Below are 13,489 nucleotides of genomic sequence, written 5' to 3' on the forward strand. Positions count from 1 at the left end.
TACGCCCCGTGGATGGTGGAACTGCGGGGTGCGGGGTCCACGTCGATCCGGCTTCGATTGCGCGAATGAGCAGGCCGCGCAACGGCCGGCTGGTCTGGTCGGCGGGTGTGGGCCCGTCGGCCGGCCGGATCACAGCTCCAGCGAAGATCGATTGTTCGAGGGCTCGGTGTTCGCTGCGCCCGAACGAGGTATCCGGCTTGTTATCACCGAAGATCGATCGCCACGATCGGATCTCGCACCGGGATCAACGCGGTCGTGATCGACATGGACGGCGTGGACGTGACGGCGAGCGTACTCGGATACACGCGACTGACGTGGGAGCGGTGCGTATGGTGCCGCTTGTTCGAGAAAGATCAGGGATCTCCTGAACGGGACGACTCCGGAAGCGGTCAGTGCTGAACGGCTTCGTACCGACAGCGCCAGATCATCCCGAACTCAACCGGTGGTTGACCTCGGCCAGCCACTGGCGGTCCCAGGTGAGACGCCCGGCGCGCAGGTCGTCCAGCACTTCCTGAACCCATCGCAGCTCGGCCTCGGTGAGGACGCGGAGGTATTCGTGTTCGAGAGAAAACAGCCGAGGGAGACCCAGCTTCTCCGCCTCGACGGTGTCGTCGTCGGCCCGGTCCAGCTTCTCCTGGAGCGTACACACGCGTTTGGCCAGCAGCTCGATGGTCAGTTCCGGTGTGAGGCTGGGTATCGCTGCGATCGCGACCGGGAATTCGGGGAACTCCTGGGCGGGTGCGCTCAGCATCGTGCGTAGCCACGCATCGAGAGTGGCGCGCCCGGACTCGGTGAGTCGGTAGACGGTGCGTTCGGGACGGCCCGGGTCCCGCTCGGTCCGATGCACCTCGATCAGGTTCCCGCGCAGCAGCCCGTCCAACGTCTGATAGATGCTGTTGCGCTGAGCGATGTTGACGATCCGCTCCTTGTGTCGCTCGGCGATCAGACGTTGCATGCCGTAGGCGTGCATCGGCTCCTCGTCGAGCAGCTGCAACACCTGCACCGACAGCGGTGATCGGCGTCGAGCCCTCGGGGTCATCGGCACCCCTCCTTGTCTGCTGCGCACCGACGTGGTGGCACGATCCGTCATTCTATGTATAGTCATAGTATGACTAACGCCAGTGCGACCACGGCTCTGATCATCGGCGGAGGGATCGCGGGACCGGTCACCGCAGCCGCCCTGGCTCGGGTGGGGGTGGCGCCGATCGTGCATGAGGCCTATGCGGGGCCGGCGGATCAGCTCGGCGCCTTTCTCACCGTGGCACCCAACGGCCTGGCCGCCCTACGGGCCGTCGGGATGTTGGATCGGGTTCGTGCCGCCGCCAGTTTCGACACCACCCGTACCGAGTTCGTCAACGGCGATGGCCGTCGCCTGGGTCTGCTCGGGGATGAATCCCGGTTACCTCCGGAACTGCGCAGCGTGACGATCACCCGTGCGGCCCTGCAGCGCGCGGTCACTGACGCGGCGATCGAGCAGGGGGTGGACTTCGAGTACGCCAAACGGCTGCGAAGCTACACCGACGAGGGAAACCAGGTCACCGCCACATTCACCGACGGCACCAGCGCCACAGGCGATGTGCTCCTCGGCGCCGACGGCATCCAGTCCGCGGTGCGTCGGACGCTCAGTCCCGATGCGCCGCGACCCACCTACACCGGCCTCCTGGGAATCGGCGGATATGTCCCCGCTGTGGACATTCCTCCGACGCCCCACGAGACGGTCCGCATGGTCTTCGGCGCCCGGGCGTTCTTCGGCTATCAGCGCGCACCCGACGGGCGCACCTTCTGGTTCGCGAACCTCGGGCATAGTGAGCGCAGCCGCGAGGAGATCGCGGCGCAGGGGGACGAGACCTGGCGGGATCACGCCCTCGAGCTGTTCGATGGTGACCTGCCTGAACTGACTCGGATCATGGAGGCAGCCGATCCCGGCCAGTTCCGGCCGAGGGGTACCTACGACCTCCTCTCCCTGCCTCGCTGGCACCGAGGTCGGGTCGGGCTCCTCGGAGACGCGGCCCACGCCGTCTCCCCCTCCAGCGGACAAGGCGCATCATTGGCCTTCGAGGACGCCGTGGAACTGGCTCGTCAGGTGCGCGTCCACGGCGGGGCGCCCGCAGCGCTGGCGGCCTATGAACGGGTTCGTCGCGATCGAGTCGAGCGGATCGCGGCCGAGGGCCGCCGACGCGGGGCGCGGAAAGCGGGCTCTGCGCACCCGATCGCCCTGGCGATACGTGATGCCTCGATGCGCCTGGCCTTCGCGATGATCCGTCGGTTCGGATCTCAGCGGTGGATCACCGATTACCGTACCGACCTCGCCGACACCCACGACGACGCGGAAGCGTCCTCGTCGATACCCGGTAGCCGCCCCTGAGCCCCGGGCGGCATCCTGGGGCGCGATCATGCGCGGTGGTCTGTCGCGTCGGCGCCGAAGTCGTCGAGCGACTGCTCCGGCGTATGACCGCGTGAGCGAGGCGCCGCGTCGACGATGGTGGCAGACCGCGGCGATATCCGACGGCGATGAGGTCTTCGTGAGAGCCGACAACGGTTCGGTCCGACCGTGTGTCGCGGAGATCGACCGGTTGGCGTCCTCGTCCGCAGACGAGGTGCGACGGGGCGAGGAGGTCGTCTTCGATGACTACCGCCGGCGGATCGCGGGGTAGGGGACCGACTCAGACGTCATCGGCCTGATCACCGAGGTATACGGTGGCGATCTGACTCGTCCCCCGCTCTGCCTTCCGGAAGGAAAGGAGTGAGATCCGGCCGTATTCCCGGTTGATCGACGCGTGCCGGCTTTCGGCGATGTCGAGCTGACCGAGGACACCGATGCGAACCACATGGTGTGTCTGTGGGCTATGTGCTCGCACGCGGCGGAGAAGAGTCGTCGATGGTCGGACCCCTCGCGGTTCTGTGTCCGGACCGGCGAGTCTGGGAGCGGCTGCTCCACCCGACTGGTGGCGGTCTCGACTCGACGGAACGGCAGCTGATCGCCTTCTCCGCCGATGACGGGCTCACGTCGTTACCGCGCGAGACACTCGAACGGACACTGGCGATGACGCCCGCCTGGACGGAACCGAGAATATGCATGGAACCGGAGAATGTTCGCATCTCTCGTGCGCTCTTCTCCGATGAGACCTCCTGCCGTGGGAGCTCTCCCCGCGATATCGGCCGTAGCTCGGTCAGCCTGCCGCAGCCGTCACTTCGTATGAAACCGATTCTGCGCCGCTTCGAGCCCCTCGGTCATCAGGGCCTCGACCGCGTCGGCGGAGTGGTCGACGAAGAAGGGCAGTTCCTTGCGCTCCACCGTGGAGAAGTCGCGCAGCACGAAGGCCGCCGGGTCCATCCGGCCGGGCGGGCGGCCGATGCCGCAGCGCACCCGCAGGTAATCCTTGGTGCCGAGCGAGGAGGTGATCGACCGTAGGCCGTTGTGGCCGTTGTCGCCGCCGCCGAGCTTCATCCGCACCGTGCCGAACGGCAGGTCCAGCTCGTCGTGCACCACGATCACGGCGGCGGGCGGGATCTTGAAGAAGCGCACCGCGCCGGCGACGGCGCCGCCGGAGAGGTTCATGTAGGACTTCGGCTTGGCCAGGGCCGCTCGCCGACCCGACAGCCTGCCCTCGACGACTTCGGCCGAGCTCTTGTGGTTCTTGAACTTCCCGCCGACGCGCGAGGCCAGCTCGTCGAGCACCATGAACCCGATGTTGTGACGATTGCCCGCATACGACGGTCCGGGGTTGCCGAGCCCGACGACGAGGCACAGCTGTGGTTCGTCCACTGACTTCTTCTCTCCGGCTCGGTCCGCGAGCGCCTGATGCACGCGGTCCAGGAACACGTCGACGTCGTCCTCATGGTAGCCGCGGGTGCCCCATGGAGATCGGGAGAACGCGACGGACTCGACCTCGGCCGAGCTCAGCTCCGCACGGCCCTCCAGGGCCAGCGCCACCCGCTCCAGGAACGTGTCCACCTCGCCGACGTGGTAACCGCGCCGGAGCAGGTCCGCCCTGGCGAAGACGGCCTGGCGCACCTGCGCTGCGGTGAGTTCCATGTCGGTCCCCTCGATGGGACGAGGGCGGCACACTCGCTCTGGAGTGTGCCGCCCTCGTCGACGCGAACTTCCTCGGGTGGCTCGCCCACCGGTTCGACGCCGCGCGTCCTGTGGGCGCCGCGTCGGCTCGGATCAGCTCTCCGATGCCTCGCCGTTCTCCTCGCCGCCCTCGGCTGCCTCGGGAGTCTCACCCTCCAGCTGCGCGGCGGTCGGGGCGGCGTTGACCGCGACGATCAGGGTGTCGGGCTCGGTGACGAGTTCGACGCCCGCGGGCAGGCTGATCTCCGAGGCGAGCACCTGGGTGCCCTCGGTGGCGCCCTGGACCGAGACCTCGAACTGCTCCGGGATGTTCAAAGCGTCGGCGGCGACCTCGACGACGGTCACCTCCTGGTTGACCAGGGTGCCGGGGCCCGCGTCGCCGTTGACGACGATCGGAACCTCGATGTTGACCTTCTCTCCGCGCTGGACGAGCAGCAGGTCGACGTGCTCGATGTAGTTCTTCAGCGGGTGGACCGTGACGGTCTTGGTCAGCGCCAGCTCCGGCCTTCCGCCTGCGAAGTCCAGGGAGAGCACCGCGTTGCGGCCGTGCTCACGGACCACCCTGGCGAACTCGAGCGCGGGCAGCGACAGGTGCTTGGGGTCGGAGCCGTGACCGTAGAGGACGGCCGGGATCTTTCCCGCGCGACGGGTGCGGCGGGCGGCACCCTTGCCGAACTCGGTGCGCGTTTCGGCGGCAAGACGTACCTGGGACACGGGATTGCACTCCTTGCGACATCGGGTGATGTGACCGGTGGGCGGCTGCGGCGGTGAGGCGCGCGAAACAAGACACAATGCGGCCGATTCAACCGCCGCGTCAATCACGCCAGGTGAGGAAACCCGGCCTCGCCGAGGCAACCCGAACAGTGTAGGCCCACCATCGGTATACCGATCCACGGGGTGGGCGAAGACCGCGCCGGGCACCGGGGTGCGACGCGGTGCGCGCGGTTCTGCTCACACCTTAGTGGGTATGGGGCCGATGTCGAGATCGTCGCCGCGAGGGTTCGCCGGGGGTCCGCACCGAACGACACGGTGCGGCGGGACTCGCCCCGTCGGGACGGTGTGGGGACGGCCCGACGACACGGCCGGACCTCGGCGGACGCGCCGTGCGTGTCCTCGGCCGGAGCGATCGTCCGTCGGCGGTCACACCCTTCTCCGCCGTCGAGTCCGCCCTCGACGACGCACGCCGAGTGGCCACGCTCGGTGATCAGTATGGACTCCCCGTGTGACGGCGGTTAATTTCTCCCCTATGGCAGCAGACGTCGAACCAGCACAGGCCGTGCCGCCGCAGGGATGGCGGGCGCGGCTGCGCCAGGTCGGACCCGGCGTCATGGCCGCGGCGACGGGTGTGGGGGCGGGCGACCTCGTCGCGACCCTCGTCGCGGGGGCACGGTTCGGATACGTCCTCTTCTGGGCGGTCATCGTCGGCACGATCTTCAAGATCGCGCTCGCGGAGGCGACCGGCCGGTGGCATGTGACGTCCGGCCGCACGATCCTGTCCGGCTGGCGTCAACTCGGCCGGTGGGCGCTCGGCTACTTCGGCGTCTACGCCGCCATCTGGGGCTTCGTCTACGGCGCCACGGCGATGTCGGCCTCGGCGCTGCCGCTCAACGCGCTGTTCCCGGTGCTCGACGTGCGGTACTGGGGGATGATCTGCGGCGTCCTCGGCCTGGTGATCGTGTGGTTCGGGCGCTACGCGGTGCTCGAGAAGATCATGACCTTCTTCGTCGGGATCATGTTCGTCACCGTGGTGGGCACGGCGATCCTCGTGGTGCCGAACATGACCGCGATCGCGGGCGGCCTGCTGCCCCGGCTGCCCGAGGACTCCCTCATCTACGTCCTCGGCCTGATCGGCGGCGTCGGCGGCACGATCACGATGGCCTCCTACGGCTACTGGACGATGGCCAAGGGCTGGCGGTCGCCGAAGTGGCTCGGGATGATGCGGTTCGACAACACCGTCGGGTACGTGACCACGGGCGTGTTCGTGGCCTCGATGCTCATCGTCGGCGCCGAACTGCTGGCGGGCATGGACCTTCGTTCCGGCGACGGCGGCCTGCTGACCCTGGCCGACGTCCTCGCCGAGGACTACGGCCAGTGGGCGCGCATCCCGTTCCTGGTCGGCTTCTTCGCGGTGGCCTTCAGCTCCGTCATCGGCGTCTGGAACGGCGTCAGCCTGCTGGTCAGCGACTGGTGGCGGGTCTGGCGCCTCGGCAGGCACGAGAGCGAGAAGGTCGACGACGAGCGGCACTACGACCGGTTCGCGGGCGCCCGCACCCCGATGTACAAGGGCTACCTGCTCTGGCTGACCTTCCCGCCGATGGCGTTGTTGTTCCTGGACCAGCCGTTCCAGCTCGTCATCGTCTACGGCGTGCTCGGGGCGCTGTTCATGCCCTTCCTGGCCGGGACGCTGATGGTCCTGCTGAACTCGAAGACGCTGGACGCCGAGCACCGCTCCCGCTGGTTGTCCAACCTGATGCTCGGCCTGTGCGTGCTGCTCTTCGCGGCGCTCGCCGTCAACCAGGTCGTCGGCCTCGTCACGGGCTGACGTCTCGCTCGTCGGCGATCGCGCCTGCGGTGGGACACCCGTGCGGGGCGGCCGGGAGGGCCGCCCCGCACGTCGTGCGGCGTCAGGCGTTGCCGCCGAACAGGCTGGTCACCGAGTCGTCCTCGAAGACCGCCTGGATCGCCCGTGCCAGCAGCGGGGCGATGGAGAGCACGGTCATGTTCTCGAACCGCTTCTCGTCCGGGATCGGCAGCGTGTTGGTGAACACCACCTCACGGGCGCCGCAGCCTGCGAGCCGTTCGGTGGCGGGCGACGAGAGCACGCCGTGCGTCGCGGCGATCACCACGCCGGAGGCCCCCGCCTCCAACAGCGCGTCCACCGCCTTCACGATCGTCCCGCCGGTGTCGATCATGTCGTCGATGACGACGCAGAGCCTGCCCTTGACCTCGCCGACGATCCGGTTGGCCACGGCCTGATTGGGCTTGAAGGGGTCCCGCGTCTTGTGGATGAAGGCGATCGGCTTGCCGCCGAGCTGATCCGCCCACTTCTCGGCGAGCCGGACACGTCCGGCGTCCGGCGAGACCACCGTGACCGGCTCGTCGGCGTAGGTCGTCGCGACGTGCTCCGCCAGCAGGTTCTGCGCGAGAAGGTGATCCACCGGGCCGTCGAAGAATCCCTGGATCTGCGCGGTGTGCAGGTCCATCGTCATGATCCGGTCCGCGCCCGCGGTCTTGAACAGGTCGGCGATCAGCCGCGCGGAGATCGGTTCGCGCCCCCGGTGCTTCTTGTCCTGCCGCGCGTAGGGGTAGAAGGGCATGATCACGGTGATGCGCTTGGCGCTCGCCCGCTTCAGGGCGTCCACCATGATGAGCTGCTCCATCACCCACTGGTTGATGGGCGCGGTGTGGCTCTGGAGCACGAAGGCGTCGGACCCGCGCACCGACTCCTCGAAGCGCACGAAGATCTCGCCGCTCGCGAAGTCGTAGGCCGACTGCGGCGTCACCGACACGTTGAGGTACTTGGCGACCTCCTCGGCCAGCTCCGGGTAGGCCCGACCGCTGAACAGCATCAGGTTCTTCTTCGGCGTCCCTGGTTTCGGGCTCATGACTGCTCCCCGGTCTCGTCCTGCGCGGAATCACGGCTCGTCGTGGCAGCCTTGGCCCGTGCCGCGGCCTCGGCCGCGGCGGTGCCCGGTCTGCGCCTGCCCACCCAGCCCTCGATGTTGCGCTGCGGGCTGCCGGACACGGCGAGCGCGCCCGGCGGCACGTCACGTCGTAGGACCGTTCCCGCGCCGGTGTAGGCGCCGTCGCCGACCGTCACCGGCGCGACGAACATGTTGTCCGAGCCGGTGCGGACGTGCGATCCCACCACGCTGCGGTGCTTGGTGATCCCGTCGTAGTTGACGAAGACGCTGGCCGCGCCGATGTTGCTGTGCTCGCCGATGGTCGCGTCGCCCACGTAGCTCAGGTGCGGGACCTTGCTCCCGGCGCCGATGTCGGAGTTCTTCACCTCGACGAAGGTGCCGATCTTGCCGCCCGCGCCGAGCCGGGCGCCGGGTCGAAGGTAGGCGAACGGACCGACCGAGGCGTTCTCGTCGATCCGGGCGCCCGTGCCGTGGGTCCGCACCACCGACGCGCCCGCTCCGATGACCGTGTCGGTGAGGTCGGTGTCCGGTCCCACGGTCGCGCCCTCGCCGACCGACGTGGCGCCGCGCAGCCGCACTCCGGGCTCCAGCAGCACGTCCCTGGCCAGCTCGACGTCGACGTCCAGCCACACCGAGGAGGGGTCGACGACCGTGACGCCCGCGCGCATCCAGGACTCCACGAGCCTGCGGTTCAGTTCCGCGCCGAGCGCGGCGAGCTGCACGCGGTCGTTCACGCCCTCGACCAGCCAGCGATCGACGCAGGTCGACGCGCCTACCCGGCCGCCGTCGCCGCGTGCGATGGCGAGGACGTCGGTCAGGTACAGCTCGCCCTGGACGTTGTCCGTCCGCAGCCTGCTCAGCCCGTCGCGCAGGACCTCGGCGTCGAAGGCGTAGACACCCGAGTTGACCTCGGTGATCGCCCGCTGGGCCTCGCTGGCGTCCTTGTGTTCCACGATGGCGGTCACCGCGCCGTCGGCGTCGCGCAGGATACGGCCGTAACCGGTCGCGTCCGGGAGCTCGGCGGTGAGCACCGTCACCGCGTTGCGCGCCGCGGCGTGCTCGGCGAGCAGAGCGGCGAGGGTGTCGGTGTCCAGCAGCGGTACGTCGCCGTAGCTCACGAGCACGGTGCCCGTGAGTCCGGCGGGCAGCTCGGCGAGCGCACAGCTCACGGCGTGGCCGGTGCCCTTCTGCTCGTTCTGCACCGCGGTCGTGAGTGATCTGCCGATGCGGTGACCGACCGCGTCGAGATGGTCGGTCACCTGCTCTCTGCCGTGTCCGACGACCACGACGAGATGATCGGGATCGAGTCCGGATGCCGCGTGTACCGCGTGCTCCACCAGGGCACGTCCGGCGATCCGATGCAGCACCTTCGGCGTCGCTGATCTCATGCGGGTGCCTTCGCCCGCAGCGAGGATGACGGTGCTGATCGGACCGGTGGACTCGCCGGAGGAGGCTCGGGGGGCTGGGCCGCCCTGGGGCATCAGTGCTTCCCTTCCGCGCTGAATAGGTCACCGTGGGGAGGTTCCGGCCACCCCCGGGCGGGCGTCGCGTCCTTGCCGCCCGCTGTGCCCGTGAGCGGGCAGCGGTGTCGGCGAGGCCGGACTCCCTCCAGACGGCGACGGCCGGACCAGGCACAGAGGCAGGCTCGTGCTCGGCACGGATGCTGCCGATCCTAAGGGCTCTCGCGGACCACCCCCGGCGGCCCCGATGCGAAGCGGGGGATTCGCCCGGTTCTGGTGGCGGCGCTGGTCAGGCGGGCGTGTCGGGTTCCACGACCTCGTCGGCGCCGAGCGGGACGGTCGAACGCCGCGCGAACACCCGGCTGCCGCCGCCGCGCTTGGCCTGGTACATCGCGGCGTCGGCCCGGGTGAGGGCGTGACCGCTGCCCTCCTGGTGTGTGACGGCCACGACTCCGATCGACAGGGTCACCCCCCGAGAGAGGTCCTGGGGCAGCTCGCGCACGGCGTCCACGGCTCGTGTCAGCGCCGCCTCGGCGTCGCCGAGCGTGGTGGTCGGCATGAGCACCACGAACTCGTCGCCGCCGTAGCGTGCGACGACGTCGTTCGCCCGCAGCGTGTCGCGCAGCGTGCTGGCCACGACGCGCAGGACGTCGTCGCCCTCGGCGTGCGAACAGCGATCGTTGACGCCCTTGAACCCGTCGAGGTCGCACAGCGCCACCGACAGCGGATGCGCGTCGGGGTCGACGACGAGCAGGTCCATCCGCTCGTCCAGCGCGCGCCGATTGGCCAGGCCGGTGAGCGGGTCCTGGAGCGCCTGCCGGGTGATGTCGCCATGCTGTCTGCGCAGCCGTTCGTGATCACGGCGGGAGATCAGCGTGGCCATCCGTACCTCGCGCAGCATCCACAGCTCGCTCTCCAGCGCGGCGTTGTACTGGCTCAGCGCGGTGGCCGCCTGCCCGTCGTCCGGACCGCAGAGCCGGGCGAACTCCCTGATCAGCGACAGCTGCAACGGCGGTTCGGAGGGATCGCCGACCATCTCGCGGCGGGCATGGCGAAGCACCTCCAGCGCATCGTCGTGGTCGCCGTCGTGTTCGAGGCAGCGGGACAGGGCCAGCGAGGTGATGAGCAGCTCGCGTGGATAGCGGGATCGTTGCAGCAGTCGGTCGAGCCGGGGGACGTGTTCGCCGCCGGGCTTGGCCAGGGCGTGCGCGGAGCCCACCACGGGCACCTGGTCGGCGGCGGACTGATCGCGGTGGCTCCGGGGATGCAGCGAGTCCGGCCACGGGCCCTCCACCGAGGTGGCCAACGCCGAGGCGAGCGCGAACCGGTCGGCCGCCTCGTCCATCCGATCGGCGCGTTCCAGCCGAAGGCCCCAGCCCACCAGCATCCTGGTCCGGTTGATCAGGTGCACGGCGATCTGATGCGGCCCGCCACTGCTGCGGATGAACTCCTCGGCCCGCGTCATCTCCTCGTCGGCCATCTTGTAGACCCCGAGCTGGGTGAGCACCAGGGCGATGTCCTGGAGGGCCAGCGCCACCTGCCGTTCCCAGGCGCGTCGACCCGTCAGCGGGTCGGGGGAGAGCTTGCCGTTGAGCATCGCCAGCGCCTTGGCGGTCTCGTCGAGGGTGACCTCGTGGTTGTTCACCAGCATCATGCGGCGGGCCAGCAGGGCGCGGCCGTCGGCCTCCATCACGGTCAGTCCGTGGCGCCGCGAATGGGAGATCAGCTCGTCGAGCAGCGGGTCGGCGAGTTCGGCGTGTCCCCTGGTGACGAGGCGGATGACGGCCGAGGCCCGCAGGAGCTGGGCGACCAGGCTCGGCTCACCGCGTCGACGACCCTCATCGAGCAGTTCGTTGATCTCGTCGGCCGTGGAGAACTGCAACTGCTGATCGTTGACCTGTGAGGCGACGATCAGCTCGTGGGCACGCGCGATCAGCCAGGCATCGGATCGCTCGCTGGGCTCGGGCGAGGACTCTCGCTGTCCGACCGACTCCCTGTGCAGTGCTCTACACCCCCTGGCGGCCATCCCCTGCCGAGTACTCCGACGGTGCCGAGTTCTTCCATGGCGTCTTGATGCAGGCCGGCCACCGACCTGCGACGCTCCGCCGCCAGGATTCGAACCTGGACTATCGGAACCAAAATCCGAGGTGCTGCCGTTACACCACGGCGGACCGCACGACGAGTCGTCGTGCACGGCGTCACGACGGGAAGTCGCGCCCGTACATGGTGACATGAGCGGGGTCCGTCGGTCATGGCGGATGCCCGAACCGCCGTGCTGCGGCGGGCGCGGTCGCACGGGTGTCGGCGGTTCTCCGTCTCGGGTCCGACACGACTCGGGCCGCCCGGTGCCGGAGGCTCCGCGACCGCCTGATCGTCGAGCGGCGCCGCGTGCGGACGGGCTCGACGCGCCGGGCGAACCGGCGTCGATCGCGAGGGTGATTCGCGTATTGCGGGCGTTCGACCAGCGGATAACCCGATCAGTGCATGAGACTGGCCAAGGTCTCCGCCGTAACCTACGCTGGCGTAGGTTACGGTTCCGTAGCCGTAACTTCGGCGCCGCCGTACCTCCCGTCTCACTCACTGAGGGACACCTATGACGAGCACGCTCGACGCCCCTACGGCGAACGAACCCAACCGATCACCCAAGCCGGTGATCTCCGGACGCAGGCGCGACTCCGCGCAGTTCGGCATCTACGTCTTCGTGATCCTGCCGTTCATCGCCCTGTTCGCCGCGGTGCCCTTCGCCTGGGGCTGGGGGCTGAGCTGGGTGGACGTCGGCCTCGGCGCGGCGTTCTTCATCTTCTCGGGCCTCGGCATCACCGCGGGATTCCACCGCTACTTCACCCACGGCTCGTTCAAGGCCAAGCGGCCGCTTCGGATCGGCCTGGCCATCGCGGGCAGCATGGCGCTGCAGGGCCCGGTGATCACCTGGGTCGCCGACCACCGCAGGCACCACGCCTTCTCCGACAAGGAGGGCGACCCGCATTCCCCGTGGATGTTCGGCACGTCCCCGGTGGCGCTGGCCAAGGGCTTCTGGCATGCCCACATGGGCTGGCTCTTCGAGCGCGACATGACCAACAGCCAGCGCTTCACGCCCGACCTGCTCGCCGACCCCGACATCGTCCGGGTGCAGCGGCAGTTCGGACTCTGGACCATCGTGAGCCTCGTGCTGCCCGGCGTCCTCGGCGGTCTGATCACCTGGTCCTTCTGGGGAGCCTTCACCGCGTTCTTCTGGGCCGGACTCGTCCGGGTCGGGCTGCTGCACCACGTGACCTGGTCGGTCAACTCGATCTGCCACATGATCGGCGAGCGTCCGTTCCAGGCCAGGGACAAGTCGGCGAACTTCTGGCCGCTGGCGATCCTGTCCTTCGGCGAGTCGTGGCACAACCTGCACCACGCCGACCCGACCTGCGCGCGGCACGGCGTCCAGCGCGGCCAGATCGACATCACCGCCCGGCTCATCTGGATCTTCGAGAAGTTCGGCTGGGCGACCAAGGTGCGCTGGCCCACCACGCAGCGGCTCGCCAGGATCTCGGCGAACGAGGAATGATCGAGTCGGTCCGCAGACCAGATGTTCTGACGTCCCACCAGGCCGAAGAGCCACCCCTTAGGCTGAAGCAGATGTCGGGGCGACGAGCACGGGTGCAGACCGGGTCGGAAGCGGTGGAGAGCGCACAGCGATCCCCGCGCCCCGCCAGAGTGCGGATGACGGGTAAGGAACGGCGGCGGCAGCTCCTGGACGTCGGTCGGGAGCTGTTCGCGGAGAAGGGCTTCGAGGCGACCTCCATCGAGGAGATCGCCCATCGGGCGGGCGTCAGCAAACCGGTCGTCTACGAGCACTTCGGCGGCAAGGAGGGCATCTACGCGGTCGTGGTCGACCGCGAGATGGAACTGCTGCTCGACCGCATCGTCTCGGCGCTCTCGGCGGGCCATCCGAAGGAACTGCTCGAACAGGCGGCATGCGCGCTGCTCGACTACATCCAGGACTCCAGCGACGGATTCCGCATCCTGGTGCGTGACTCGCCGGTCGCCAGCGCGACCGGCACCTTCTCCAGCCTGCTCAACGACATCGCCAGTCAGGTCGAGGACATCTTCGGCCAGCAGTTCGGCGCCAGGGGCTACGACACCGCCCTCGCCGCCCTCTACAGCCAGGCGCTCGTCGGCATGGTGGCGTTGACCGGCCAGTGGTGGCTGGAGGTGCGGACGCCGCCGAAGGACGAGGTCGCCGCGCACCTGGTGAACCTCGCCTGGAACGGCCTCTCCCATCTCGAACTGCACCCCGGCCTGCACATTCGCCGGGACTGACCACG

The 13,489-nt window shown here is 69.0% G+C and carries 10 protein-coding genes, 1 tRNA gene and 1 pseudogene; 4 read left to right on the top strand and 8 right to left on the bottom strand.

All coding sequences use genetic code 11. The annotated features are described in order from the left end of the window. Nucleotides 1-424: 424 nt before the first annotated feature. Nucleotides 425-1,039, bottom strand: a complete 615-nt coding sequence (locus AHOG_RS03445) for a PadR family transcriptional regulator (RefSeq protein WP_093940066.1) — start codon at nucleotides 1,037-1,039, stop codon at nucleotides 425-427. 69 nt (nucleotides 1,040-1,108) lie between these two features. Here AHOG_RS03445 and AHOG_RS03450 point away from each other — a divergent pair, with 69 nt between their 5' ends. Beyond that, the gene (locus AHOG_RS03450; RefSeq protein ID WP_093940067.1) at nucleotides 1,109-2,365 is read left to right on the top strand and encodes an FAD-dependent oxidoreductase; all 1,257 of its coding nucleotides are present in this window, start codon (nucleotides 1,109-1,111) and stop codon (nucleotides 2,363-2,365) included. Nucleotides 2,366-3,187: 822 nt separating this feature from the next. On the opposite strand, the gene pth is transcribed toward AHOG_RS03450, so the two are convergent. From pth to AHOG_RS03465, 3 genes and pseudogenes are all read right to left on the bottom strand, one after another. Continuing rightward, a complete protein-coding gene (pth, locus tag AHOG_RS03460) occupies nucleotides 3,188-3,808 on the bottom strand; it encodes an aminoacyl-tRNA hydrolase (RefSeq protein ID WP_376700071.1) in 621 nt (206 codons plus the stop codon). Then, nucleotides 3,809-4,036: pseudogene (locus AHOG_RS30205) on the bottom strand (DivIVA domain-containing protein); the annotation flags it as partial. It abuts the gene before it with no gap. Nucleotides 4,037-4,168: 132 nt separating this feature from the next. Next, nucleotides 4,169-4,789: a 50S ribosomal protein L25/general stress protein Ctc gene (locus tag AHOG_RS03465; protein WP_093940070.1), complete on the bottom strand. Its 621-nt coding sequence runs from the start codon at nucleotides 4,787-4,789 to the stop codon at nucleotides 4,169-4,171. Nucleotides 4,790-5,321: 532 nt separating this feature from the next. Here AHOG_RS03465 and AHOG_RS03470 point away from each other — a divergent pair. Further along, nucleotides 5,322-6,617, top strand: a complete 1,296-nt coding sequence (locus AHOG_RS03470) for an Nramp family divalent metal transporter (protein WP_093940071.1) — start codon at nucleotides 5,322-5,324, stop codon at nucleotides 6,615-6,617. An 82-nt stretch (nucleotides 6,618-6,699) separates the two neighbouring features. Here AHOG_RS03470 and AHOG_RS03475 read toward each other — a convergent pair whose 3' ends face one another. The 4 genes from AHOG_RS03475 to AHOG_RS03490 form a co-directional block, all read right to left on the bottom strand. After that, a complete protein-coding gene (locus AHOG_RS03475) occupies nucleotides 6,700-7,680 on the bottom strand; it encodes a ribose-phosphate diphosphokinase (protein WP_093940072.1) in 981 nt (326 codons plus the stop codon). After that, nucleotides 7,677-9,200, bottom strand: a complete 1,524-nt coding sequence (glmU, locus tag AHOG_RS03480; RefSeq protein ID WP_093940073.1) for a bifunctional UDP-N-acetylglucosamine diphosphorylase/glucosamine-1-phosphate N-acetyltransferase GlmU — start codon at nucleotides 9,198-9,200, stop codon at nucleotides 7,677-7,679. The genes AHOG_RS03475 and glmU overlap by 4 nt, the downstream gene beginning before the upstream one ends. Nucleotides 9,201-9,468: 268 nt before the next feature. Further along, nucleotides 9,469-11,205: a GGDEF domain-containing protein gene (locus AHOG_RS03485; RefSeq protein ID WP_093940074.1), complete on the bottom strand. Its 1,737-nt coding sequence runs from the start codon at nucleotides 11,203-11,205 to the stop codon at nucleotides 9,469-9,471. A gap of 74 nt (nucleotides 11,206-11,279) precedes the next feature. Further along, nucleotides 11,280-11,350, bottom strand: a tRNA-Gln gene (locus tag AHOG_RS03490). Between the two features lie 422 nt (nucleotides 11,351-11,772). On the opposite strand from AHOG_RS03490, the gene AHOG_RS03495 reads away from it, so the two are divergent. Together AHOG_RS03495 and AHOG_RS03500 are read left to right on the top strand one after the other, a co-directional pair. Next, the gene (locus tag AHOG_RS03495) at nucleotides 11,773-12,729 is read left to right on the top strand and encodes an acyl-CoA desaturase (RefSeq protein ID WP_093940075.1); all 957 of its coding nucleotides are present in this window, start codon (nucleotides 11,773-11,775) and stop codon (nucleotides 12,727-12,729) included. Between the two features lie 155 nt (nucleotides 12,730-12,884). Then, on the top strand, nucleotides 12,885-13,484 hold the full coding sequence (locus AHOG_RS03500) for a TetR/AcrR family transcriptional regulator (RefSeq protein WP_093944110.1): 600 nt from the start codon (nucleotides 12,885-12,887) through the stop codon (nucleotides 13,482-13,484). The last annotated feature ends 5 nt before the right edge of the window (nucleotides 13,485-13,489 follow it).

The sequence above is a fragment of the Actinoalloteichus hoggarensis genome (assembly GCF_002234535.1).
GTDB lineage: Bacteria > Actinomycetota > Actinomycetes > Mycobacteriales > Pseudonocardiaceae > Actinoalloteichus_A > Actinoalloteichus_A hoggarensis.